Origin of the sequence: Paenibacillus sp. ACRSA, from assembly GCF_022346845.1 — a bacterium.
Classification (GTDB): Bacteria; Bacillota; Bacilli; order Paenibacillales; family Paenibacillaceae; genus Paenibacillus.
Genome location: NZ_JAKRNP010000010.1, coordinates 68,294 through 93,797, shown reverse-complemented (window position 1 = coordinate 93,797; position 25,504 = coordinate 68,294). Strand labels below are relative to the sequence as shown.

20 protein-coding genes are annotated in these 25,504 nt (G+C 45.2%); 15 read left to right on the top strand and 5 right to left on the bottom strand.

Features of this window, described 5'->3' with window-relative positions:
- The first annotated feature begins 220 nt into the window (after positions 1 to 220).
- From MH215_RS23160 to MH215_RS23150, 3 genes are all read left to right on the top strand, one after another.
- Complete coding sequence (locus MH215_RS23160; RefSeq protein WP_239293533.1) at positions 221 to 2,143, top strand: AraC family transcriptional regulator; 1,923 nt, start codon at positions 221 to 223, stop codon at positions 2,141 to 2,143.
- A 375-nt stretch (positions 2,144 to 2,518) separates the two neighbouring features.
- Positions 2,519 to 3,424 (top strand): phosphatidylinositol-specific phospholipase C, encoded by a 906-nt coding sequence (locus tag MH215_RS23155; protein ID WP_239293532.1) that lies wholly within the window; start codon positions 2,519 to 2,521, stop codon positions 3,422 to 3,424.
- A 302-nt stretch (positions 3,425 to 3,726) separates the two neighbouring features.
- Entirely contained in the window at positions 3,727 to 4,581 is an 855-nt protein-coding gene (locus tag MH215_RS23150) for an aldo/keto reductase (protein ID WP_239293531.1), read from the top strand.
- 139 nt (positions 4,582 to 4,720) lie between these two features.
- On the opposite strand, the gene MH215_RS23145 is transcribed toward MH215_RS23150, so the two are convergent.
- Positions 4,721 to 7,891: an alpha-mannosidase gene (locus MH215_RS23145; protein WP_239293530.1), complete on the bottom strand. Its 3,171-nt coding sequence runs from the start codon at positions 7,889 to 7,891 to the stop codon at positions 4,721 to 4,723.
- 198 nt (positions 7,892 to 8,089) lie between these two features.
- Here MH215_RS23145 and MH215_RS23140 point away from each other — a divergent pair, with 198 nt between their 5' ends.
- Positions 8,090 to 9,016 (top strand): helix-turn-helix transcriptional regulator, encoded by a 927-nt coding sequence (locus MH215_RS23140; RefSeq protein ID WP_239293529.1) that lies wholly within the window; start codon positions 8,090 to 8,092, stop codon positions 9,014 to 9,016.
- 236 nt (positions 9,017 to 9,252) lie between these two features.
- Here MH215_RS23140 and pdxA read toward each other — a convergent pair whose 3' ends face one another.
- The 4 genes from pdxA to MH215_RS23120 form a co-directional block, all read right to left on the bottom strand.
- Positions 9,253 to 10,254: a 4-hydroxythreonine-4-phosphate dehydrogenase PdxA gene (gene pdxA / locus MH215_RS23135; protein ID WP_239293528.1), complete on the bottom strand. Its 1,002-nt coding sequence runs from the start codon at positions 10,252 to 10,254 to the stop codon at positions 9,253 to 9,255.
- Complete coding sequence (locus MH215_RS23130) at positions 10,251 to 11,546, bottom strand: four-carbon acid sugar kinase family protein (protein WP_239293527.1); 1,296 nt, start codon at positions 11,544 to 11,546, stop codon at positions 10,251 to 10,253. Before MH215_RS23130 ends, pdxA begins: the two co-directional genes overlap by 4 nt.
- A 312-nt stretch (positions 11,547 to 11,858) precedes the next feature.
- Positions 11,859 to 12,845: a 2-keto-3-deoxygluconate permease gene (locus tag MH215_RS23125; protein WP_239293526.1), complete on the bottom strand. Its 987-nt coding sequence runs from the start codon at positions 12,843 to 12,845 to the stop codon at positions 11,859 to 11,861.
- A gap of 166 nt (positions 12,846 to 13,011) precedes the next feature.
- Positions 13,012 to 14,694, bottom strand: coding sequence for a sigma-54-dependent transcriptional regulator (locus tag MH215_RS23120; protein WP_239293525.1), 1,683 nt, complete (start codon positions 14,692 to 14,694; stop codon positions 13,012 to 13,014).
- Between the two features lie 227 nt (positions 14,695 to 14,921).
- Between MH215_RS23120 and MH215_RS23115 the strand changes: the two genes are divergently transcribed.
- The 11 genes from MH215_RS23115 to MH215_RS23065 all read left to right on the top strand — a co-directional run bounded on the left by MH215_RS23115 (position 14,922) and on the right by MH215_RS23065 (position 25,458).
- On the top strand, positions 14,922 to 15,140 hold the full coding sequence (locus MH215_RS23115) for a hypothetical protein (RefSeq protein WP_239293524.1): 219 nt from the start codon (positions 14,922 to 14,924) through the stop codon (positions 15,138 to 15,140).
- A 224-nt stretch (positions 15,141 to 15,364) separates the two neighbouring features.
- Positions 15,365 to 16,069: a PspA/IM30 family protein gene (locus MH215_RS23110; protein ID WP_239293523.1), complete on the top strand. Its 705-nt coding sequence runs from the start codon at positions 15,365 to 15,367 to the stop codon at positions 16,067 to 16,069.
- Positions 16,070 to 16,119: 50 nt separating this feature from the next.
- Positions 16,120 to 17,151 carry a TFIIB-type zinc ribbon-containing protein gene (locus tag MH215_RS23105; RefSeq protein WP_239293522.1) on the top strand — a complete coding sequence of 344 codons (1,032 nt, stop codon included), beginning with the start codon at positions 16,120 to 16,122 and terminating at the stop codon, positions 17,149 to 17,151.
- A complete protein-coding gene (locus MH215_RS23100; protein WP_239293521.1) occupies positions 17,148 to 18,041 on the top strand; it encodes a TPM domain-containing protein in 894 nt (297 codons plus the stop codon). Before MH215_RS23105 ends, MH215_RS23100 begins: the two co-directional genes overlap by 4 nt.
- Before the next feature lie 83 nt (positions 18,042 to 18,124).
- Complete coding sequence (locus MH215_RS23095) at positions 18,125 to 19,180, top strand: SPFH domain-containing protein (RefSeq protein WP_239293520.1); 1,056 nt, start codon at positions 18,125 to 18,127, stop codon at positions 19,178 to 19,180.
- Between the two features lie 229 nt (positions 19,181 to 19,409).
- A complete protein-coding gene (locus MH215_RS23090) occupies positions 19,410 to 19,640 on the top strand; it encodes a DUF896 domain-containing protein (protein ID WP_239293519.1) in 231 nt (76 codons plus the stop codon).
- A gap of 83 nt (positions 19,641 to 19,723) precedes the next feature.
- Entirely contained in the window at positions 19,724 to 20,698 is a 975-nt protein-coding gene (locus tag MH215_RS23085) for a ring-cleaving dioxygenase (protein WP_239293518.1), read from the top strand.
- Between the two features lie 93 nt (positions 20,699 to 20,791).
- Complete coding sequence (locus tag MH215_RS23080; protein WP_239293517.1) at positions 20,792 to 21,883, top strand: low temperature requirement protein A; 1,092 nt, start codon at positions 20,792 to 20,794, stop codon at positions 21,881 to 21,883.
- Between the two features lie 149 nt (positions 21,884 to 22,032).
- Complete coding sequence (locus tag MH215_RS23075; RefSeq protein WP_239293516.1) at positions 22,033 to 24,819, top strand: glycoside hydrolase family 3 C-terminal domain-containing protein; 2,787 nt, start codon at positions 22,033 to 22,035, stop codon at positions 24,817 to 24,819.
- A gap of 20 nt (positions 24,820 to 24,839) precedes the next feature.
- A complete protein-coding gene (locus MH215_RS23070) occupies positions 24,840 to 25,034 on the top strand; it encodes a hypothetical protein (protein ID WP_056697353.1) in 195 nt (64 codons plus the stop codon).
- A 196-nt stretch (positions 25,035 to 25,230) separates the two neighbouring features.
- Positions 25,231 to 25,458, top strand: coding sequence for a hypothetical protein (locus MH215_RS23065; RefSeq protein ID WP_056697352.1), 228 nt, complete (start codon positions 25,231 to 25,233; stop codon positions 25,456 to 25,458).
- Positions 25,459 to 25,504 lie beyond the last annotated feature (46 nt).

Here is a 25,504-nt window from a genome sequence, read left to right as displayed (position 1 = left end):
ATCTCACTTGAAAACGAATGAGTGAGATTATCCTAAGGTAAATGTTAACCATAATAATTTACCACTGCCAGTACAACGAATACCGGTATCAAAAGCTGTTAATCCGTAGAGGTTAATGGCTTTTTTTCTATGATATAATGGGCATATTTACTCCACAGGCTTCTCGTCTTCGGAGAAGATTATCGGTTTTCATCGGAATAGTCAGGGGAGAGGGAGATGTATGGATTGGGATGCTTATATTGAACGGTGGAGCCGAGCCGCCGTTCGATTGCTAGATATTCGGTATTATCATGCAGCACAAGATAAAGTCCCAAATGAGGAAGTGATCGATCATAACTTCTTCGTAGTTGTGACTCATGGAGAGGCCAGTATAAGTCTAGCGGGCGAGATGTATCAGGGTAGGGCACCCTATATAATGCACGGGGGAGAAGGAGCCGTACTTACCTTGCAGCCGCTGGATCAGGAATTTACTTGTTACATCATTCAATATGTTGCACACGCCACAGCATTGGAGGATCGTGAGAGCTTCAATCTCCCTTATGTATGTGTACCATTTGCGGTATTATCCATTCAGGATAAGTGTAAGACGATGAACCGTCTATGGCAACAACCTAGCTCGATGGACAAGTTACAGGCGCAAGCTATGTTTCTCCCGTTTGTGCATGAGGTCATGAGAGTAATTCAAACGACAGCAACGAAGGAAACGAGTAAACCTAATATTGTGACAGAGACAATTAACTACATTCACACAGATTACAGCGAATCGATTACAGCGGAAGAATTGGCAGGAAGGTTCCAGTGTAGCACAAGCTACTTGTCTCGTTTGTTCAAGAACCAGATTGGACTTGGTCCGATTGAATACCTCATTCATGTGCGTATACACAAATCGAAGCAGCTTCTATTAAAGACAGAGGCACGTATTCAGGAAGTCGCAAGCAACGTGGGGTATGCGGATGTTTACTATTTCAGTCGTTTATTCAAAAAGCATACCGGCTTATCGCCACTACAGTTTCGTGCAGAACATCAACAAACAGTTCAGGTTCAGTATAATCCATTACGATGGTTGGAATCGTCTATTGTAAGCCCCAACTCCTATTCCCATAATGAGAATGAGACTTATTATCAATTGAATAAGGAAGGGGACACATCGATGTTTAGATTTTCAAGACCAACCTTTGGAGCGATGATGCTACTATGCACATCCTTGCTTCTCAGTGCGTGCCAGACAGGCAGTACTACAGATACAGCGGCTTCCCAGCCGACTACACCATCAGAACCATCGACGACTACAGCTACATCCACAGACAGCAACACTACAGAAACGCGGATGTATACTCATTTGAAGGGTGAAACGGAAATTCCCGTGCATCCTCAGCGTGTCGTCAGTTTCTATCATATGGGTGAACTGATGACTCTTGGGGTAAAGCCGGTTGGTACAACAACATACATTCTGGATAATCCGCTGATAGAGGATCTTTCCGGTATCGAAGATGTTGGCGTTCCGCCGGATGCCGAGAAAATTCTGTCGCTGAATCCAGATCTGATTGTGACAACGGCTGCTTTTGCAGAGGCCATGGAAGGTGGATATGATGCACTAAGCCAAATCGCTCCGACGATTGTTGTCGAGCAGTATAATGACCCCATCAAGGATGTGGAAATGTTTGGTGATATTCTTGGGAAGCAGGAGGAAGCCAAGCAGTGGAATGATAAGTTCGCAGCCAAACTCGCTGAATATAAGGAGAAAGTTAGCCCTTATGTGAGTGATGATGAGACCTTTTCTATTTTGAACGTGAGACCTGATGCACTCTTTGTCTACGGGGATACCAATATGGGAGGCAATATCATCTACAAGTATCTTGGTCTGAAGCCAGCCGCGAAAGTAGAGACAGACGTGATCCAAGGCGAAACATGGGAGATCTCAGCCGAGGTGGTTCCGGAGTATATCGGTGATCGGTTATTGCTCGCGGTGACTGAAGGAGCAGAAGAACATCTCAAGGATGTACAGAAGCTGATTCAACAATCACCAGCAGGGAAGGCGGGCAAGGTATACTCTATTGATTTTGATAAGTTTCTTATGAGCGATCCGATCTCTGTCGAAAAACAGCTCGACATCGTTGTTGATATACTTACTGAGAATAAATAATAGCCAAAATCCTGATTATGTAACAGCTAATAGAACCTAGCCTCTTAAAAGAATTCCCAAAAAGCCCTCATTATTCATGATGAGGGCTTTATTCTATTTTACTTCTACTTATCTTCCCATCTACAATCGTCCCCCCTAAACACTTCATAAAGTAATCATACATGTTCTGTTAAATGTATTTTTCGTCCATTTTCTCAATTAATCTGCATTTTACCTAGACCTAATCACATGTAAACACTAGAGCAGTAGAGTTGAGGTATAGACATCTAGACAACCCCACAGTATGCACATCAGCCTGTAATAGGCATTTGATCATTGAGCTGGCGCCGCTTCCTGATCAGACACACACCAAAACAAGCAAAGGTGGTATTTACATTGTTCAAAAGAATAAGCCTGGCTCTTGCATTCGTCACTCTCTTTTCATGGACGTTGACCAGTGTGTCCTCCGCGTACAGCAGCTCGAATTGGATGGGATCACTTCCAGCCAATACCTCACTAGCTTCTCTTTCCATTCCGGGAACACATGACAGCGGTGCTCTATATGAGCCCATCAATGGAACTGCCAAGACACAGGATCTGACGATTGCGCAGCAATTAAATATTGGGGTTCGCTACCTCGACGTGCGTACGAGACATTACGGGAATGCGTTCACCATCCACCATGGGTCAGTCTATCAAAACCAGAACTTTGATGATGTATTAAATGCGGTCATCGGCTTCCTGAACAATAATCCATCGGAGACCATTATTATGAGTGTAAAAGAAGAACATACCCCAGCGAATAATACACGCAGTTACGAAGAAACATTTAAATCCTATGTCGCCAAAAACCCGGACAAATGGCTACTAACCGACCACATCCCTACCCTTGGCGAAGCCAAAGGCAAGATCGTATTACTGCGTAGATTCGATATGAGTCAAACTCCGTACGGTATTAACGCTACCGCATGGCAGGAGAACACAACCTTCAACATCCAGAATGCAGCCAAAATGAAGATCCAAGATTACTTTAAAGTATCGGATAAGAGCAAGAAATGGACGGATGTTCAGAACATGTACAATGAAGCCAAGACGCAAAACCCTTCCTGGCTGTACCTAAACTTCACAAGTGGGTATGACCCGGGTTGGATCGGCATCCCAAACATTCGCTCTGTGAGAGACTTCGTGAATCCCAAAGTAAACTCATTCTTTACGACCAATACCAAAGGACGTTTTGGTGTATCTGTAATGGATTTCATTGACGAGGGTGCAGCGGCTAAGATCATCTCCACTAATTTTTAATCGAAGATAGAACCTCCAAAGAAGACGTTGGTCCCTGTGACTGGCGTTTCTTTGGTTTTTGTTGAGAAATGGATAATGAATTATTACATTGCAGACCTCAGTGTATTTAACCTTCAAGAGAGTGAGTAGTATGCAAACTTAGATGTAGTAAGAAGTAAGTGTGTCTATTATGTGTGATCAGGACGGATAGCTTAACGGCGAATTGATTCAAGCGGGTATGAGGGGTTAAGATAAACCGAGAGGGGGATATCCCTTTTTTCTCCAAAACACATAAATAATATCGAACAAAGGAGCGTTCTCATATGAAACATTCAATCCCGCAATATACATTAAATGATGGCTTGCAAGTGCCCGCGATCGGGTTCGGTACGTATAGTCTAAAAGGAGAAGAAGGCGTGAAATCGATCGTGTCTGCCATGGATGCAGGTTATCGATTGATTGATACAGCGTACAACTATGAGAACGAGGCGACGGTTGGAAAAGCAGTCAAGCAGAGCTCCGTTCCTAGAGAAGAACTATTAATTTCCTCTAAGTTGCCAGGGCGCTATCACGCGTTTGACAAAGCATTAGTGGCTATCCAAGAATCACTCTACAGAGCAGACTTGGATTATTATGATCTCTACTTAATTCACTGGCCGAATCCAAAAAAGGATATGTATGTGGAGGCTTGGCAAGCTCTAATTGAAGCGAAGAAACGTGGATATATCCGTTCCATTGGCGTAAGTAACTTCCTGCCTGAACATAATGAACGACTGATGAAGGAAACGGGCGTAGCACCAAGCCTGAATCAGATTGAACTACATCCATTCTTTGACCAAACGAGTCAACGGGAGCAGGATGCGAAGCATGGCATTGTAAACGAATCCTGGAGCCCCATTGGACGTGGCAATGATGCCGTACAGGATATCTTAAAAGACGACAAAATCCTACGCATTGCTGAAGCGCATGGCAAAACGCCAACCCAGATTATTCTGCGCTGGCATATCCAGCTCGGTTCTATTCCAATCCCTAAGGCAAGCTCGCTCCAGCATCAGCAGGAGAATATCGATATTTTCGATTTCGAGCTGAACGCAGAGGAGATGCAAGTCATCTCTTCCTTTAGCCGACCAGATGGACGACTGTGGGATCAAGATCCGAGTGAGTATGAGGAGTTTTAAAGGGTGCAAATTAAATAGTTGCATATGTATCCTATAGTGGTTGTGTAATTGTCAGTATCAACAAAAAAAGTGCTCCTGTCTTTAATGAGACTAGGAGCACTTTTTGCGATAAAAGAGTACACGTAACATACCAACGTTATTATGCCTTCGGGATACGGAAAGTCAGTATTTCATACGGTTTAATAGCGAAGGAGATACGACCATTGTCGACGGCACATTCGGCTTCCACATTCTCCAATAGATCACATGCATATGCCGTTGAACTAGAACCTTCAGGCAACTGGAGAGCAGCCCGAGTGCGGCGACCATGTGCTTCATAAACACGGATGATGGTATCATCGTTGTCCTCGGCTTTTTTGATAACCTCTAACACGACATTGTCCTGATCCACGGATGCGAGCGACCAGACCCCTGGCATGCTGCCAGCTTGCAAGCCAATCTCACGAGCTACGAGCGGGCGATTGACATCGTATGCCGTTTGGATGACACGTCCCTCACGGAAATCGCCTTGGTGTGGATAGAGGGAGTACGTGAACTCGTGTAGCTCTTTGTCGGCATTCTCATTCGGATACGTTGCACTCTTAATGAGTGACAGTCGCATCACCGAATTATGGATGTCATATCCGTACTTACAATCGTTCAGCAATGCAACACCATACCCATTCTCCGCAAGATCCGCCCATTTCTGTCCGCAGACCTCGAACCTAGCCTGATCCCAGCTTGTATTCCGGTGGGTTGCACGCTCTACGTTACCGTATTGAATCTCATAGACAGCTTTCTCACTCCAGATATCCAGCGGGAAAGCAGTTTTCAACAATAAATGCTCCTGCTTCCAATCTACCAACGTACGGAAATCAATCCGGCGTGTATGTGCATAGAAAATAATTCTCTGCTCAATGACGGAATCGAGGAATTGCCGTTTGACTTGGAGCACAGAACGCACCGGCCCGCTTTCCACCCATTCAAGCGCCTGTAGATCACTAACTTCCCACATATGTTCTTCATAATATTCGTCAATGTTCCATGCCTCGTATTCGGCAGGACGATCCTCGAATACTTGCAGTACATTGCCACGTTTACCAGCCTGGAGCAGCTCGCGACCCTCTAATTTGTCCCAAACGGATACGAACTCGGCATTTTCATTCAGTTGAACATCGTACCACGGTGTCTGAATGCGTTGCTGACCAGCTTCCCATTGTGCAACCGATACGCCCACAATCTGTTCGGTGGACACATCAGGCAGGATGCGGAAGCTTTTATATCCAGAAGGTGGTACGTTCTCCGCAAGGAATACAAGTCCACCCTCCGGTGTACGTTGACTTGGTACAGGACGATCCCCGTCGTATACTGTCACTTGTTTCGTAAAAGTAGGCAGCTCGACGACAGCGGTTCGTTCGAAGCCGGTAGTGTTAAACACAACGATGGTTTCTCCATCCGACTGAATGCTACTCACAATTCCGTTCAACGCACTGCTTTTCAGTTCGTCCGTAACTTGAAAGACCTCTTCATATTGTTCTTTCGAATCAATATACACTTGCTCAATGGCACTTCCCGGTAGCGTGTCGTGGAATTGATTCAGCATGGTAAGCTTCCATGCGTGCTCTAGAGCATCCGTTGGGTAGGTCGCTTGTGCATCTACCTGCTGACGAATGACAGAGAATAACTCAGCATCAGCCAACGCAAATTCGCTGTGGCGGTTGTACCGTTTGTTGCGAGCCATAGAAGTATACGTTCCGCGGTGGTACTCCAGATACAGCTCACCTGACCAGCGAGGAACGGAACAAACATCGGTCAGATTCTGCTCCAGCTTCTCAAAGAACTCACGGACAAAGGTACGTTTCACCGTAGGCATGCCAGGTAATCTTTTCTCAAGACGTCGACCCTGCTCCAGCATTTCCTCTGTTGGGCCACCGCCTCCATCGCCAAATCCGTAGCACTGCAATACATCGGTATTGATGTTTTTGTTCTGGTATCGCTGCCATGTTCCCTTGATCTGAGATGCATTGAACCGTCCATTATAGGTTGTCTCGAACCTGCGCTGTCTGAATTCGGGATGCTTGTCGTAGTCTGTAGCCGTGATGAAATGCGTTAACACCTCAGAGCCATCGATACCTCGCCAGTACATCGTGTCGTTCGGAATTTGGTTCGTATCATTCCAAGCGATTTTGGTCGTCATAAAATAATCGATGCCACTCTTGCGCATAATCTGCGGCATGGCTGCACTGTAACCAAACACATCGGGTAACCATAACACTCGGTTTTCCACGCCGAATTCTTCCTTGAAGAAACGTTTGCCATAGATAATCTGACGAATCATTGATTCACCAGAGATCAGGTTACAGTCGGCTTCCAGCCACATCGAGCCTTCGGCTTCCCAGCGGCCTTCGGCTACTTTTTCTTTGATTTTGGCATAGAGTGCCGGATAATCAGCCTTCAAGTACGCATACAGCTGAGGCTGCGAAGACATGAACGTATATTCTGGGAACTTGTCCATCAGATAGAGCACACTCGCGAAGCTTCGGATGACCTTCTCCCGTGTCTGATCCAATGTCCATAGCCATGCCACATCAATATGGGTATGACCGATACAGTGGACTGTAGGGATATGATCTCCCGCAGGTCGGGCATCATGATAGACATGATTTTGCAAATATTGACGGGCTTCCAGCACCGATGCATGGAAATCAGCACTGTTCTCCTGGCGGAGATCCAGTAGATTAACCGCCTGATTCAGATGTTCAATCAGCTTGAGTCGTTCCAGATCATCGTCACGTAATAGGTCGGCGGCTTCAAGCGCCGCTCTGAGATCATAATATAAGTCAGATACAGGCTGATGATGTTCAGCTATATATACATTCAAGAATACATCCGCTGTCGAAGTGCTACAGTACGCATATAATGCCAGTTCGAACTCTTCGCCCTTAACTGCAGCCGGGGTGAGATCAATTTCGGTGTGGTTGACGTCGAGTCCGCAGATCAATTCCCCATTCAGGAATGCAAAGAATTGAGGGTTATCATAGTTCCACACATCGTCAGCACCCGTTACGATGGCGCAAACGACTCTTTTTCCTTCCATATGGTCAGGTATGTGAACACGGGTCTTGAAGCAACTGTGTGCATCCTTGCCACCCCAGCCGTCTCCCTTGCGGAAGACATTCCAGGAGGTCGGGTCTTCATGCACCAATTCCCATGAATGATAACCACTTTCTTTATGGTAAAGCTCAGGTATATCTGTTTTTGAAGTCAGTCGTGCACGTTCCAAGTGTTTAACAATGGTATGGATCCGAGTATACAAGGAATTCATTTTCATGTTTGTTTCCCACCTTGGTTTGAAGTAAGTACAGGCTGTAGTCGTTGATGGAGCTGAATTATTGCAAGCGCTAACATATCAACTTTATCATACCAGAAGAGAAATGGGCGAAACTATGTATTGTATGCTGAAAACAACGTTTTTTATTGCATTTCATGCTAAAATAAATTCAACAAACTCAGGATTGGGGGCATGTCCATGAGACCATCCGTTTTGGCATACGAGCAGGGATATGCAATCCATGTTAACCAGCCTGGAGAAGCATTGTTCTATCACTTGGATTATGACGAACGATCCCATGATCTGAATATGGAATTTCAGCACTTTCATGATTTTTATGAAATCTGTATCCTCATGGATCGCACGGCTGCACATATTATTGAAGGCAACATATATGAGATTCAGCCTTGGGATATTGTCTTGCTAAGGCCTTCATTATTGCACAAAACCAAATACCCTAAAGGTACGCCGCCCAAAAGACTCATTATTAACTTTGCAATACCACGCAATGTACCTGGACTTGAGAACGATTACAAAGAGTTATTCTCCATATTTGAGGAGCAGATACCGATATTCAGATTTTCCGAAGAAAGGCGTGCAGAGGTACTTGCGCCTATCAATGAAATTTTTGCGCTATCACAGCGTCCCTCAGCGCTTCATTCCGTCGCCATTCATAGCAAATTCGTTGAATTTCTGTGTGCGATCCATCAGCACTCCGCGGAGAATGACTATGTTCGAGAAGAGACAGGCTCTGCGATGTCGAGACGAATGTATGCCATTGCATCCTATATCCATAGCCATTACCAGCATGAGCTTTCTCTTGAGGAGATATCTAAGAAATTTTTCGTGAGTGCTCATCACTTGTCTCGCCAGTTCAACAAAATAACAGGATTTACGTTCACGGAATATATTCAGATGACTCGAATTCGTAACGCCCAGCAAATGCTCCTGAACACCAATCACAAAATTACTGATATTGCAGCACAGTGTGGCTTCGCCAGTTTCTCTCAATTCAATCGTATCTTCAACAAATTCAACAGCATGTCACCGAGTGCATATCGTCGAAGTAGACAGCCGCAGAGTGGGCGTGAAGTTATGCTGGTAGGGAGCGATCCGAGTATATAAGGCTCTGAGCCATTTGAGAAGTAAGCAATAAACTGGAACAATCAACAGAATGGCCGTGCAATGATAACCCAGACCATATGACAAATTCTAGAGACAGGAAATATGCGCAAGAAATATAAATAAGGCAAACCCTCGGAGTTAAAGAGGGTTTGCCTTGTTTCTTCTATATAAAGATACATCTACATAGAGATAGTTTCCTGACCAGACTCACTGATGTGCCCGTGTGAAGGATGCTTTTAAACTTGACCTTTTGGCGCCAACTCAATAGCAGATCGGATGGCAGCCAGCATGCTTTTATCATCGGCGATATTTTTACCAGCGATATCGAAGGCTGTACCGTGGTCTACGGACGTACGAATGATGCCGCCTTTCAGACCAACGGTGATGTTCACACCTTCCTCGATGCCCATCACCTTGATCGGTGCGTGGCCTTGGTCGTGATAGCAGGCTACGACGATATCGAAATCACCGCGACCAGCGCGGAAGAAGAGGGTGTCCGCCGGGAGTGGGCCAACCACGTTAATGCCTTCCTGTTGCGCACGTTCAATACCCGGCTGCAGCTTCTCTTCTTCTTCTCCGTTACCGAACAAGCCGTTCTCTCCGGCATGAGGATTAATTCCACATACAGCAACGCGTGGATTCTCAAAGCCTGCTTTTTTCAGTGTATCATGGGCAAGCTTCACAACGGTGTAGGTTCTTTCCGGATTAATGCTCGCGATCGCATCGATCAGACCCATGTGTGTTGTCAGGTGAATGACTCTTAAATTAGGCGTTGTCAGCATCATGGAAAAGTCCTGTGTATCTGTCAGGTCAGCCAGAATCTCGGTGTGTCCCGGATACAGGTGCCCCCCTTGGTGCAAAGCTTCTTTGTTCAAAGGTGCCGTGCAGATGGATTGAATCTGCTGCTTTTTGGCAAGGTCAATGGCTTTGGCGAGAAACTGAAATGCTGCATCTCCTGCCACGGCAGACACTTTGCCATATTCCAGATCGGCAGGAACGAGATTCAGATCAATCACATCCACAGTACCGAACTCATACTTGGCTTCGGAAGGCTCTTGAATAGCGTTGACGTTCAGACTTGAGCCGATAACCGGCAGCACGCGTTCTAGAATCTTCGCATCACCGATAACGAGTGGATTGCACTGATCATACATTTCTTGATGACCCAGTGCTTTCATAATAATCTCCGGCCCAATACCTGCTGCGTCGCCCATCGTAATTCCAATTGTAGGTTTCATACGAGAATACCCCCTTTTAATTTTTGAATTGCATGGATAAAGACATCGGGTTTGCCGAATCCGCCAGCTTTGGTAATCACATGCAGATCATCAATCCCGATAAACTTGGAGATCGGTACACCGATTTCAAGCTCATCCAGCAGCTCGAAACCGCTAATATTCCATTTCAGACAGATTTGTTTAGCTGTATCGCCACCCGTCATGGATACCCCTTTGAAAAGTCCCTCTTCCAGTAGTCTGGCACAGACCTCACCCATCGCAAGTACAATTTCATTGCTGACTTCCGTATGATTGAGACCACGTATTTCGCCCGTTGCTCGTGCCAGTTCAATGTCCACTTGTTCTGCGGTGGAGTATAGGACGACATCTTGTCCTTCCAGCGCTTTGGATCTCACCTCTGCATAGACGCGTTCCATTTCCTCTGCACGGTCAGCTGATGCAGACACAGCTTTGAAAGAGTGGAACAGAACGGACGAGATGCGAGTCTGTTTCAGCAGTAGATTTAACTGCTCGCGGGAATTTTTGTTCACGCTGCCCACAACTGTCAGGATGGGGCCGGGATTCATCGGTATTGTAAGTTCGGCCGACTTGGATTCAAGCTCGTAATGAGCAGGGAGGTAGTTAGCAATACCAGCAGATCCTGCCCAGGCAAAGGTATACTCCAGCTCGCGAGTCATCTGCAAGATCATCTCCAGATGCTGTTCTTCTGTGGAATCTACGAGTACATAGGGAATGTTATTTTGTTTAAACTGTTCCAGTTTCACTTGAATGTGACCTTCGCCAACCTCGAGATCAGCAATCGTAATTTCGCCCACTTCATAATTCGTCTGCTGTTTCAGCAAGTCCGGAAGGTAGGAAAGAGTTACGGGTGTCTTCGGATCATTCGCAATCTCGGTATCTGCGAGCGGAACGCCGTTCAGGTAATGGATACCCTCAAGGATAGTACGGTTATTCTTCGGATAGCCTGGAGCAATCATCATAAAATCAGGTTTGACGACATCATACAGGGCATCAATCTCGATGCCGATGTTTCCACGCATGGTCGAATCCATCTTTTTGAAGATTGTCTCAAACCCGTTGTTCTTCAGCAGTTGGGCTGCCTGATATACACGTTCATACGCTTCCTGTGAGGATATCGAGCGACTATCTGTATCAAAGACGACGGCATCGTAACGTGTAAGAGGCTCCTCATCCATATTAAAAAGAACACTGGTCTTCAAGCCATGACGGGCAAGCTGCACCCCGCTGTCATTGGCACCGGTCAAATCATCTGCAATAATGGCTAATTTCATGCAGTTATCCCTCCTTGTAAGCACAATTCTATAAGTCCGCTCAGATCATTATTTAAGCACATGTTCAAAAAGGTCGGTTTTCAGTACCGAGAAGATAGGATGAAGCTAGAAATGGAGTAGTGGAGCGTAGGCAAACCTACGTGAGCAACTACATTGTTTCCAAAGGAAACAACCTTCTTAAGCATCTACCTATTTCGGCTGAATCCTATCTTCGATGCTGAGATGCCGTTAGACATCTTTCGTAATCAAAAGCGGACTTTTTGAACTACCTCTTTAAGCACAGATTAAGCATATTAGATCAGATGAAACCATCTATGTGGTTGGTCGTTGATTGTATTTCTCGACTCCGCCTGATTTCTCCAGTCGTTTGGAGAGGAAACCGATGAAGATCGGTAATAGGATGGCTGTCGTAACAACACTCGCGGCAATCTGTACCGTTGCAATCTCGGCAATAGGGCCAAACGAAGCATTAGCAGCTACGATGGCAGCAGGTGTACCTACCGCATTCCCGGCCGTTGAACCTTCAGAAGCACCAACAATGGGATTCCAGCCAATCGCTTTGAACAACAGATATCCGATTCCGCCTGTGAGGAGAACCGTCAGAACGCCAAGCATGATTCCACCAAGTCCACCTTGAATGATCGAGGAGAAGTTGATTCCCATACCCAGTGAGAAGGCGAAGAACGGAACAAGTTTGTCACTGCCTTTGTGTAGCCATTCCGCCAGACTGCGGTCCAGATTACCAATAATGACACCAACGATGAGCGGAAGCAATACCGCAACGAATGCCATAGGAGAGAACATGCCGTTGGCAAAACCCATCGCACCGAAGATGGAGAGCGCTACCATAGTCAGGAATGGACCATCACTGAGCGCGAGGAATGGATAGGCGGCTTTGTCATCTTCTTTACCGTATTGACCAGCGAGTGCAATGTACAAACCGCCGTTCGAGTTGGTCATTGCAGCAATAATGGCAAGTGGGGCAAGGCCTAAGAATAACCCGCTTGAGTCGGCAAATAAAATGGCAACGAGGCCGAATGCTGCACCGATCGCCCACTTGACGGCCAGCAAGGTAACACCCTTACCGACGGATGAACCTGCTGTTTTGAACGTAATCTGTGTACCCGCAATCAACAGGAACAGCGCGATCAACGTACTGGAACTGTTAACGAAGAGAGCTTCCGTGAATCCACCAATGCGCAGAGCATTCGGGAAGAATGTATTAATGGTTGCACCAAGTAACAGGGGAACAACCATCATACCGCCAGGGATGCGATCTAAAGTTGCTTTAATGTTCATAGTCGTAGCTCCTTATGAAGTAATCGTTTTTATAAAGCGTTTGCAGGGATTATGTTATCCCAAATCGTTTAATATAGCAACAATAAATTATTGTAAATTTAAAATACATGAAAAAGTGTTTAAAAATGCAACATACAAAGACGATAAAAAAGACGCAAACTTAAAGTTAATCTTTAAGTTTACGCCATAATGTGGCTCGGTTAATCCCAAGGCGCTCTGCGGCCTTCGATTGGTTATTATTTTCCTCCTGAAGCACGGACTGAATAACTTCTTTCTCGATCTCCTTCAGCGTACCGTTCAACTTCATGTGACTTGCAGAAGGTTGCTGACCCAGCAAGCGGGACAAGGTAGCCGTGGTGATTACATAATCCTGTTCATTGAGTGCAGCCTGCTTAATCAGATGCTTCAACTGGTTGACGTTCATATTCGTGATCTGATCGCGGATTAGCTGTAGTGCATCTTCTTTTATCCTAACCGCAGTAGTTCCGTATTTGTGGTAGTAACCTGTAAGGAAATGCTGCATCAGTGGAGCCAGATCCTCGGGTCGATCCGCAAGATTTGGCATGATGATCGTATTAAGCTCCAGATCGAGTGACCACTGTGGGGTCAATGCTTGCTCCCCGAGGATGAATACTCCAATCTGGCTTTGAAGGCAGTTTTGGATAAAGGAGAGCAACTCCGGATCTGATATACGTGCTTCCATATGATTAATCTCTACATTTCTAACCTTGGATAGTGGTATTTTGTGCAAATGACCGGGTGGAACTTGCTCGAGATCGATCTGTAACAACAGTCCGCCACTGGAGTACATCTGATGCATGTGTTTGACCAGAAAAGATTTACCGGAATCCGCTTCACCCAGTAAATAGATCGGTTCATGATTCTCGTAGAGTGCCCGAATGTTCTTCAATACCATTTGCATGGCAGGGGACTCGGCAACGATGGGTTCCATCGATGCGTCCGTGAAGGTTGTTATGCCGAATTGTGCAAAGGTATAGGGTTGTCCTTTTTCCAGCATATATACCTTATAGCTATTGTTGTTCAGAGTTGTTTCATAGGCATTGACCGTGAGCTGGTAATCGTCCACCATGAACACATTTTGGATCTGGGATTGATGAAATTCCAGGCTGGTGTTGGTCAGATACATGTGATTATCGGTCAGTGGATTTTTCTCAAAGTCGGTCAGATTCTCGAACACAACTTCATTCCGTTCGTTTAAAATAAGCAAATTCGGATGTTCCTGTGTAACCAGGTCATTTAGGATGTTCGATATCGCATGATTTTTGCTCAAATACCGGTAGACCAGCTGTGCATCCTCCATCGCTCTAAGGATGGACTCCTGGCCGGATTGGATCAACAATCCTTCCAGACCATAGGTCTTCGCGGTGCTGACAGTGATCACATCTCCAACAATCTGACGGTAACCAGAAGCTTTCAACTCCAAGAGCAATCGTGCCACATCTTCCGAGCTATGTATGGTATAGACCTTGAGGGGAAGATCCATCAGATCAATAATGGATTGTGCACCCGAGGTGATGTTGGAGAAACCAACGATGGCCGTTTGGCCATTAAACTGGCTTGCCAGTGTAAGTGAACGAATCATATCATAGCCCGATAACTGCACATCAATGACGGGAATAGTCACTGCTTTCTTAATCAATTGAGCCGTTCCACCACGACTGATGATAATCTCTGCACCGTTTTTCTCAGCTTGAGTGGCTAGTTCCATACCTTTCGCCAAATCGCCCACGTCCGTCTGAATGGCTAACTGGGGAAAGCGAGGAATGCACTCTTGTATGATAGGAATCATGGATTCGTAGGGAGCGATAAAGTGAACTCGTGTACGCATAATTTTCCTGCCTTTTATAGAAATCATTGATCCCCTTATTATAGCCAACTTGCGGAGGAATGGCACCTTTGAACGAACCAACACGGTCATGTCTGCAAAATGTCCATGTGGTGTATTACCACAGCTCTTTGAGTCGAGTGTGATGAAGTGCACTGAACCGAACCGTGATGTATCTCAAAATGAATGGAAAATTGCACACGATACGTGTGGAAGTAAGGAGAGTTCAGATGGGAGATATTCATAAAGTGGCTGAATCGGATCACATTATTAAAGATATTGTTGGAAAGTTCCCGTGCAGGGTGCTGTGGAGTGAGGGCCGTCCATGTCTGGAGTATCAGAAGGAGGAAGATGTGGAGATAATAACCGAATACGTTCGAATAGTATACAATGTCGAGCTATTAGATGTTTTTTTCACAGCGGTGGAGAGCCTTCCCGTTGAACTGTAGTTCAGTAAGATTCGTGAAGTGCAAAAAGGATGATTCCTTGAGTTTGTGTGTGTTTATACAAGAACATGAGGCGACACGATAAGTGCTCGTCTTTTCTTATATTACGTTGTTATCGTACGGATTTGATTCGTAGTAACTCTACTTGCAATCTTGAAATGTGAAACCTCAAACCTCAAATTCATGTATTATAGTTACATATGAACTTATCGGAGGAGGAACAAATTATGGGAATCTTGTCGAGGTTTAGGGACGTGATGAAGGCAAATATGAATAGCTTGTTAAGCCGATCTGACGATCCGGAGAGAACGGTGAACGAGGTTATGCGTAGCTTGAGCAGTGATCTAGGACAGGTAAAAGCAGAGACGACTGCCGTACTCTCGGACGAGAGCAGAGCGAAGCGAGCTTTGGATGAATCGAGTGCGGAACTACGCAAGCTTCAGCGATATGCAGAGAAGTCAGCAGAATCCCGAGATGAGGATAAGGCGCTCCAATTCTTGCAGAAAAAAGCGAAGCAGGCCGAGAAGCACAATGAATTACAAGCCGCCTATGATCGAGCCGCAGCCAAAGCCAAAGTGATGAAGCATATGCAGGATAAACTGATCGCGGATATGGCGACGATGGAGGCCAGATATACTGAGTTGAAAAGCAAAATGGCAGATGCGAAGGCCAAGCAACAGGCTAATGAGCAGAATGCATCGGCGGGTAAAGCAAACGATGCACTCCGTGCAATGGAAGACAAGGCTAATCAAGCATTGAACGAAGCAGAGGCTCTAACAGAGCTTCGAGCAGGTGCGCAGGAAGATGACTTGGACGAATTAATTGCACAATTGGAGAAGGACATGAATGCCGAAACGGGTAATCCAGAGAAGAAGGTACCAACGGCAGAGGAAGAACTTGCAGTCATCCAACAGCAACTAAACAATAAGTGAACCTATTTATAGATGTAAAGAATACATTTTTAAGACATTGAGGTGAGCAGATGCCGGTTCTTGAATACAAATGTCCCAATTGCGGTAGCGGGATGAACTTTGATGGAAATACAGGCAAGTTATCCTGTCCCAGTTGTGGGCGTCAGGATAACATTGAGCAGATTCCAGACCCACTCAAGAAACAAGTGTTTACGGAGAACGAGGTCAAGTCATACCACTGTACCAGCTGTGGGGCAGATCTTGTGACAGACGCAGATACGAGTGCAACTACGTGTAGCTTTTGCGGAGCTGCCGTTGTGCTGAGTGACCGATTGAGCGGAGAGCTAGCTCCAGCGATGGTGATTCCTTTTGCTATTACGAAGGAGACTGCGAAGGAAGCATTCAAAAAGTGGTGCAAAAACGGCCTGCTTACGCCAAGTGGCTTCATGACGGCTGATCGGATTAAAGAAATAACCGGGATCTACGTGCCCTTCTGGTTATATGAGTTACATAACAGAATTGAAGTTCATGGTCGTGCCACCAAGGTGAGAAGCTATACGCAGGGTGATTATCACTATACCGAAACCCAGCACTATGAGATATACCGCAAAATTCGGCTGAATTATGTGAACCTACCCATTGATGCATCCAAGAAAATGGATGATAAACTGATGGATAAGCTGGAGCCTTTTCCCTACAACCAATTGAAGGATTTCAAAACACCGTATCTCGCGGGTTATATTGCGGAAAAATATAGCTATACCGATGAAGAGCTCTATCCCCGAGCTAAGGAAAAAACGCAACCTTATATTGAATCTTACATTGCCTCTACCGTTTCGGGGTATACGAGTGTGAGTTATACGGATAAACAGATTGATACCACATTGAAAAATGCAGATTACGTCTTGCTCCCCGTATGGATGGTGTACTATGACTTCAATCGCACGGAATACACGTTTGCCATGAATGGTCAGACAGGTAAAGTTGTGGGCAGACCTCCAATCAGCAAAGCAAAAGTTGCGGGATGGTTCGCAGGCGTGTCGGCCGTATCATTTCTCTCCATTAAGGTTGTGGCATGGATGATGGGAGGTGGCTTCCTATGAAAAAGGGAACGTACATTACGTTAATGACGGCCTTTATTTTCATTGTAATGTGTGTAGCATCTCCGTGGATTCCAGCGCAAAGCGCGGCAGCGGTAACGAAAGAATTGATTCTTGATGAAGCTAATTTGCTTAACTCGCAAGAGATTGAGGATCTGAATACCCTCGCGAATAAGTACAGTGCTGAACGAGAGACGGACCTCATCGTTCTAACGACGAATAATGAGGAGCAGCTTACCGATGAGTTAGTTACAGAGAACTTCTATGATGAGCAGGCACCAGGCTATGATAAGCCTCATGGTAATGCGGTTATTTTGACTCTGGATATGTACAATCGTAATGTGTATGTGGGTGGCTTCTATAAAGGGGAAGACTATGTTACCAATAGCAGGGCTGATGAGATTACAGCTCAGATTGCTCCTGACCTGTCTGATGCCAACTACAGCCAGGCCTTTGAGAAGTATCTTACGATGGCATATGAGTATCTAGGTGACAAACCTCTGGATGAAGATTCAGGTACAGGGTCTACATACCCTGGCTCGAATTCGGGCTCCAACTCAGGTTCGAGTTCAGGTAACTATCCTAGTGGGGGTTCGAACGCAAATCCTGATCATATTTTGTTCAATACATGGTTTCAGCTCGCAGTCTCTGTAGTTATTGGTGGGATCGTGGTAGGAATTATGGCATATAATTCGGGTGGACGCGTAACCGTCAATCGTGCAACGTATGAGGATTCAGGTGCTTCCAGTGTGGTAGATCGCGGAGATCGGTATATTCGGACAACAGTAACCAAAACGAAGATTGAAAAGAATAACAATAATGGTGGCGGAGGAGGCGGTGGTGGTACCACTAGCGGGGGACATTCTCATAGTGGTAGCAGCCGATCATTCTAATTTAGCCAATCACAATAATATAGCGTAGGACATGATGTTCGTGAGATGATGCAGCATGCGTACTATAGAAGGGACGGGATTGTATGAGTTTTTTCAGAAATCAATTTTCAAATGTGGTGGAATGGGAAGAGTTCAGAGATGATATGATTTTCTGGAAGTGGAGTAATCGGGAGATCAAGAAGGGTAGTAAGCTGATTATTCGTGCAGGTCAGGATGCGATTTTTCTGAATAACGGCAAAGTGGAAGGGATTTTTGAGGATGAAGGCTCATTCAACATTGATTCCGAAATTATTCCATTTCTGTCGACGCTGAAAGGCTTCAAGTTTGGGTTTAATAGTGGTATGCGCGTTGAAGTGTTGTTTGTGAATACGAAGGAATTTACGGTGAGATGGGGAACCCAGAGTCCGGTATTAATTCCGACGCCGCAGCTTCCGGGCGGGATGCCGATTCGTGCGAACGGTACATTTAACTTCAAAGTAAGTGACTATGTTACGCTAATTGATAAGATTGCAGGCATTAAGCAAAGCTACTTGGTCGATGATGTCAAAATTCGAATTACCTCTGTGCTCGATCAGTTGCTGATGAAGTGGATCAGCCGTGAAGGGAAAGATATGTTCAACCTGCAGGCGAATGCAACAGATATAGCCAAAGGGATTCAGGAAGATCTGGATATGCAGATGATGGATATCGGGATTGGCATTACCGGTTTCCAAGTGATGAGCTTCAACTATCCGCAAGAAATTCAGGATATGATTACGAAGACGGCTTCACATGAGATGATCGGCAATCTGCAAAAGTACCAACAGGTGAGTATGACCGACGGCATCTCCTCAGGCAAGGTACAAGGTGGCGGCGCGGCTTCGGATATGGCAGGTATGATGATGGGCATGAACATGGCGAATGAAATGATGAAGAACATGAACCAGAACCAAAATCAGAACCAAAATCAGAACTCAGGCCAAAACCAGAATCAGAACAACCAGGGTCAGAGCCAAAACCAAAGCCAAAATCAAAATCAAGGCGATAACTCAGGCTCTGCTTCATCCTCGGAAGGCAAGAAGCCTAACTTCTGTCCAAACTGTGGTGCCAAAAATGAAGGAGCTAACTTCTGTCCGAACTGCGGGCATAAGCTTGGCTAAAGGAATAAGAAAGCTCGGGCTAACTCACAAGTACATGGTACTGTGCAGTTAGCTCTTTTTTTTATAACGAAAGGCGATGTTTTATTTTTTTAAATAAAGTGTTGACAACCAAAACAAAATCATATATCTTTAACTTAAGATATTTAATTTAAAAATAAATCACACCAATACACATTCACATTAAACTTAATTAATCAAATCAAACTAGAACATATAAGGAGAGATCAAGATGATTATTCCTACATTAGATCGCATCAATGAACTTTCAAGAAAAGCAAAAGAAGAAGGATTAAACGAAATGGAGCAAGCGGAGCGGACTCGTCTGCGCCAAGAATATTTGCAAACGTTTCGGGGTTCGATTAACGACATTCTGTTAAACACAACCATCTATGATCCGAATGGCGACGATGTTACTCCAGACAAATTGAAACAGGAACAAGCAGGCCAAAAGCAAGAATGATTTATTTTTAAACTAATATCTTAATATTAAGACAAATATAAAAACAACATCACAATCAACCATTCCCTAAGGAGGAATTTATCATGACACTTCAAACTGCAGGTATCCACCACATTACAGCTTTTGCAGGAGATCCACAGGCTAATGTTGACTTCTATGCAGGTATTCTCGGACTTCGTTTGGTGAAAAAAACAGTTAACTTCGATGCTCCTGACGTATACCATCTGTACTTCGGTGACGAAGGCGGAAGCCCAGGAACAATCATCACGTTCTTCCCAGCAGCCGGATCTCCAAAAGGTAAAATTGGCGGCGGTCAGGTAGGGATTACCTCTTATGTCATTCCTCCTGGGTCTATGGACTTCTGGCAGGATCGTTTAGAAAGTTATAATATTCAGGTAACGAGAACAAGTCGTTTTAACGAACAATTTCTTCAATTCGAAGATAGCGAAGGCCTGCGGCTTGAGCTGGTTGAGCGTCAAGAGGGCGCAAATAGCACTTGGACACATGAAGGGATTGCAACCGACCAAGCCATTAAAGGATTTGGAGGTGCCGTATTATTCAGCGTCAATCCGGCAAGAACAATGGATGCACTAGATAAAATTCTTGGATTCACCAAAGTAGGTGAAGATCAGGAGTATGTACGTTATCAGTCTTTTGGTGACATTGGCAATGTAATTGATGTGCCTGTGGCACGTATGCCACTTGGCGTAGGCGGAGCCGGTACGGTTCACCATATCGCATGGCGTGCCAAAGATGATCAGGAGCATCAACAGTGGGGCGAGGCTGTATATCAATACGGCTATCAACCAACACCGGTGCGGGATCGTCAGTACTTTAACGCCATTTATTTCAGAGAAGCTGGAGGCATCCTATTCGAGATTGCTACAGATCCACCGGGATTTGCGAAAGATGAGCCTGTAGAAACGTTGGGCCATAAGCTGATGCTGCCGGAATGGTTCGAGAAATACCGCACACAGATTGAAGACAATCTGCAACCGATCCAAGTTCGTACGTTGGAACCGGCACGTACAGCCATCCCAATGGAAACGACCGTTTAATTACAGCAAGACACCGCGTGTAGAGATTGCACGCGGTGTGTAATTTCCCTAGCAATGTGCAATGAGATGAAATTGAACGAAGGAGTATGAAGGATGAACATGGAGAAGAAGGTTACCTGGCTAGAGCTGTTCTACGATCTGCTTTTTGTAGCTGCGGTGGCCAAAGCGAGTCATGTGTTGTTACATGCCGAACATGGAGTGATTACATTTGAATATCTGATGAAGTTTGTATTGATTTTCATTCCAGTCTGGTGGGCATGGGTGGGTCAGACCTTATTTATCAATCGGTATGGCCAGGATATCTTCATCCATCGTGTATTCCTCATCCTACAGCTCCTGTCTGTTATGGTGATGACAGCGAGTCTCTCGGTTGATTTTGACCAGCATTATTTGTCCTTCTTCGTGGGTTATATCGGTTCTAGGGTATTCACGATGATTCAATATTTCACAATCCATAAGTCTAAAAGTGAGCAGCAGCAACAAGCCGCTCGTTTCCTAGGTCAATGTTTTCTCATCGGTATATTAATCTCGACTAGCTCCCTGTTCTTCGATTCATGGATTAGATACGTGATTTTGTATGCTGGGATTGCGGTAGATATTATTCTTCCTTTGATCGGTCGCAAAAAACTGGTGAAGATGCCGATCCACACGCATCATTTATTGGAACGGTTCGCGTTGTTTACACTCATCCTGTTGGGTGAATCGGTAGTTAGTATCATTGCTGTCTTACAATTGGATCACTGGGATCTGAAGTCAGTGCTGTTCATCGCATTTACATCTATATTTGTTATTGCGCTGTGGTGGCAGTACTTTGATAACGTAGAGAAGAAGGTCAGCAAAGAAATACAGACGGCTGGTCAAGCCATTATATATGGACACTTGTTCATCTATATCTCTATGAGCATGATTGCAGCTTCGATTCAACTGTTGTATCTGAATAAACTCAATTATTTGTTCATGCTGGGCTTTGTGTTTGGATCAGTGCTGTTGTACTTTATGTCCACTTCGCTGGTGTTTCACCGTTACAGATATACACATATGCGACTGAGACCGTATCATTTGGCGATTATGCTTGGCGTCATTGGAACCTTTATCATCATAGATCTAATCTATCGTGTGCCGAATTATGCAATTGTGGGAGAGAACATGGCGTTCTTCCTCGTCTATGCCAAAATGACAACATGAATAAATAGCGCATGTTTAACCCCGCAACTTCAGAAGTTGTGGGGTTTTTCGTCTTCCTATGAATATCCTCATTTATTTTCTTATAGGGAATCTGTTAATATGAGACTAGATCCAAGTGAAACTACTCAGATACACAGGAGGGAAACCATTTGAGCACAAATTTAATCGGCGTTCCATTGGAAGGGTTTGCAGACTTTAGTCGCACAGTTGCGGCAGAAGGTGCGGTATTGTTAAGAAACGAGGGGAATCTTCTTCCGCTTCAGCATAACGAAAACGTTTCAGTTTTTGGTCGAATCCAGGTTAATTACTATCGCAGTGGTACAGGCTCAGGCGGAAGTGTACATGTAGCATATACAACGAACTTGTTAGACGGATTACGCAAGAAAACTAATCTAACCGTGAATGAGGAACTTGCTTCGGTATATGAGAAGTGGATTGAAGCCAATCCATTCGATGATGGCGGCAAAGTATGGGCGGCAGAGCCATGGAATCAGAAGGAAATGCCTCTGACTGACGAATTGGTAGCACAGGCGAGAAGCAAGTCTACCAAAGCCATTATCGTCATCGGGCGTACAGCAGGTGAAGATCAGGATAACGCAGACGCACCCGGAAGCTATCAGTTGACGGAAGATGAGCAAGCCATGCTGAAGCAGGTGACGAATCATTTTGAACAGACGATTGTGGTGCTAAACGTTTCTAACATCATTGATATGAGCTGGTTGGATGACGAGAGCTATGTGCATCCCATTCAAGCGGTCATCTACTCATGGCATGGGGGTATGGAAGGTGGTAGCGCCATTGCTGATGTATTGGCAGGAGATGTTACGCCAAGTGGTAAATTAACCGATACGATTGCGTATTCCATTGATGATTATCCTTCAACGAGTAACTACGGGAATGAGTTCAAGAACCTATACCAGGAAGATATTTACGTAGGCTATCGTTATTTCGAAACGTTTCGACCTGAAAAAGTACAATTTGAATTTGGTTATGGGCTATCGTACACCACATTTGCAACCGAATTTGAAGAGGCCAAATGTGTCTCTAGAGAAGGGCAATCCTTCATTGAGGTGAATGTAAACGTAACCAATACAGGAAATACGTATGCAGGCAAAGAAGTTATTCAGGTGTACTACGAAGCGCCGCAAGGTAAGCTAGGCCAACCTCTAAAATCATTAGCTGCATTTGGAAAAACCCAACTGCTTCAGCCTGGAGCATCGGAGCGTCTGAAGATCAGCTTCCCGGTTCATACGATGGCATCTTACGATGATGAGGGTGTAACAGGTCACGTGTCTGCGTATGTATTAGAAGAAGGCACGTATCGCTTGCATGTGGGGACAAGTGTCAAACAAGTAGAACACATTCTTGTTGACGGTCAAGAAGGCTATGTGGTCGAGGCGCTTCAGGTTGTAGAGCAGCTTCAAGAAGTTATGGCGCCGACAGAAGAATTTACACGTATGAAGCCAGGTGCACGCAAGGATGACGGTTCATACGAACTGGTGTACACAGCGGTGCCGAAACGCCAAGTTTCCATAGCTGACCGAATTCAGCAGAATCTGCCTCAAGCCCTAGAGCAAACAGGGAATCAAGGTTATAAGCTGAGAGATGTAAAGGATGGCCAAGTTAGTCTAGAAGCCTTTATCGCTCAGTTAAGTGATCAAGATCTGGCTGCCATTATTAGAGGTGAAGGAATGAGTAGCCCACTCGTTACCTCCGGTACGGCATCTGCATTTGGTGGGGTTAGCGACAGTCTGTTCAACTACGGCATTCCAGTGGCGTGTACTGCGGACGGCCCATCCGGTATTCGTATGGATAGTGGAGAGAAGGCAACGCAGGTTTCCATCGGAACGCTGTTAGCAGCTACATGGAATACAGAGCTTGTCGAAGAACTGTATGTGTTGGAAGGGCAGGAGCTCTTGAGAAATCAAGTGGACACATTGCTGGGACCTGGATTAAATATCCGCCGCAGTCCGCTGAATGGACGTAACTTTGAGTACTTCTCAGAAGATCCGCTGATCTCGGGCGTATTTGCTGCGGCATGTACGAAAGGCATCATGAAAGGCGGTTCTAACGCCACGTTGAAACACTTTGCATGTAATAACCAAGAGAAGCACCGCAGTAAAGTTGACGCCGTTGTATCTGAACGTGCGCTCCGCGAGATTTATCTGAAAGGCTTCGAGATCGCTGTGAAGCAAGGCGGCGCGAATTCGATCATGACTTCCTACAACCCGATTAACGGTCACTGGGCAGCTTCTAATTACGATCTGAACACAACCGTTCTTCGAGGAGAATGGGACTTCCAGGGAATCGTGATGACCGACTGGTGGGCGATTATGAATGATGTCGTTGAAGGTGGAGAAGCCGACCGGAAATACACCAACTGGATGATCAGAGCTCAGAATGATCTATACATGGTTGTTCCTAACTATGGGGCAGAGATTAACGGCTGGGATGACAACACCATTGAATCTTTGGAAAATGGAACCTTAACCCGTGGGGAGTTACAGCGCTCTGCTATGAACATCTGTACGTTCATTATGAATGCACCAGTCTTCTCTCGAAAACATGAGATTTTGGAGACCATTGCTTCATTCCAAGCGAATGAATCTCTTTCAACCCAACAGGCTCAAGTGCTCGCTGAGGATACACAAGTGAAACCTGCTGTGAACGAACCTGTATATATGAAGGTAGACCAAGCAGGGCAATATCGAATCATCGTACAGATCATGTCTCCAGAGCCTGAGCTTGCTCAAAGTGCTTGTAATGTGCTGTTGAACGACCAATTGATGACAACGATCCAAACGAATGGTACGGAAGGAAAATGGATCAGACAGAAGCTTGTCAAAGTAGAGCTTGCAGCCGGCGTGTACGAATTGAAGTTAGATTTCACTAAACCAGGCTTGCAGATCGACTGGATCGAGTTTAAACCACTGTAAGGTCAGGAGTGTTGCAAGGAATGAAAAGGTACAATTTTTGGAGTCCACTACTGCTGATTGCGGTGGCGCTGATTACGAGAAGCCTGGTCACAAACCTAGGCTTAGTGTTCGGTATGTCGCATGAAGCAGCGAGTAACATTGCCATTATTGCCATGATCATTGCCGCACTGATCATGTTTAATCGCTTGACCAAGGCTCGTCGTAATCGTAAATAATCCATTAGTTAGTTCTAAGCTGTAGTATGAAAAGAAGACACCCAAGAGGGTGTCTTCTCCTCATAGACGCTGAGGGGTTATGCAGTGGGATAAGTTGGTGTTGGTGAAGATGAAGTGACGGATATCACAAATGTGCTATAATAGAGCTATTCAGCCTGGAAAAGTACTGGCTATGGATGGGAGAGGTAACTGATCTATGCAGGTATTTGAAGACTGGAATCAGAAAGTGAAAAAAACGTTTAATGCGACGAATCCGGCGGTTGTGCTTACAGTTTCCGAAGCGGGCAATGCACTAGGTTTATCCAAAGACCAAATGAAGCTCTATGTGGATAAAAATAAGCTAACGAAGGTTCCGATCATGAGAAGTGTACACAGATACCTCTTATTGAAGAGCGAGATAGATGATATCGTTAATAAACGTTAAACTCATAGGATTTGTGACATCAGCCATTTAACCGACATGTATCTCG

Coding starts and splice junctions, on each gene's coding strand:
- MH215_RS23160 (WP_239293533.1), top strand. CDS start 221: ATGGATTGGGATGCTTATATTGAACGGTGGAGCCGAGCCGCCGTTCGA.
- MH215_RS23150 (WP_239293531.1), top strand. CDS start 3,727: ATGAAACATTCAATCCCGCAATATACATTAAATGATGGCTTGCAAGTG.
- MH215_RS23145 (WP_239293530.1), bottom strand. CDS start 7,891: ATGAAAATGAATTCCTTGTATACTCGGATCCATACCATTGTTAAACAC.
- MH215_RS23140 (WP_239293529.1), top strand. CDS start 8,090: ATGAGACCATCCGTTTTGGCATACGAGCAGGGATATGCAATCCATGTT.
- pdxA (WP_239293528.1), bottom strand. CDS start 10,254: ATGAAACCTACAATTGGAATTACGATGGGCGACGCAGCAGGTATTGGG.
- MH215_RS23130 (WP_239293527.1), bottom strand. CDS start 11,546: ATGAAATTAGCCATTATTGCAGATGATTTGACCGGTGCCAATGACAGC.
- MH215_RS23125 (WP_239293526.1), bottom strand. CDS start 12,845: ATGAACATTAAAGCAACTTTAGATCGCATCCCTGGCGGTATGATGGTT.
- MH215_RS23120 (WP_239293525.1), bottom strand. CDS start 14,694: ATGCGTACACGAGTTCACTTTATCGCTCCCTACGAATCCATGATTCCT.
- MH215_RS23115 (WP_239293524.1), top strand. CDS start 14,922: ATGGGAGATATTCATAAAGTGGCTGAATCGGATCACATTATTAAAGAT.
- MH215_RS23110 (WP_239293523.1), top strand. CDS start 15,365: ATGGGAATCTTGTCGAGGTTTAGGGACGTGATGAAGGCAAATATGAAT.
- MH215_RS23105 (WP_239293522.1), top strand. CDS start 16,120: ATGCCGGTTCTTGAATACAAATGTCCCAATTGCGGTAGCGGGATGAAC.
- MH215_RS23100 (WP_239293521.1), top strand. CDS start 17,148: ATGAAAAAGGGAACGTACATTACGTTAATGACGGCCTTTATTTTCATT.
- MH215_RS23095 (WP_239293520.1), top strand. CDS start 18,125: ATGAGTTTTTTCAGAAATCAATTTTCAAATGTGGTGGAATGGGAAGAG.
- MH215_RS23090 (WP_239293519.1), top strand. CDS start 19,410: ATGATTATTCCTACATTAGATCGCATCAATGAACTTTCAAGAAAAGCA.
- MH215_RS23085 (WP_239293518.1), top strand. CDS start 19,724: ATGACACTTCAAACTGCAGGTATCCACCACATTACAGCTTTTGCAGGA.
- MH215_RS23080 (WP_239293517.1), top strand. CDS start 20,792: ATGAACATGGAGAAGAAGGTTACCTGGCTAGAGCTGTTCTACGATCTG.
- MH215_RS23070 (WP_056697353.1), top strand. CDS start 24,840: ATGAAAAGGTACAATTTTTGGAGTCCACTACTGCTGATTGCGGTGGCG.
- MH215_RS23065 (WP_056697352.1), top strand. CDS start 25,231: ATGCAGGTATTTGAAGACTGGAATCAGAAAGTGAAAAAAACGTTTAAT.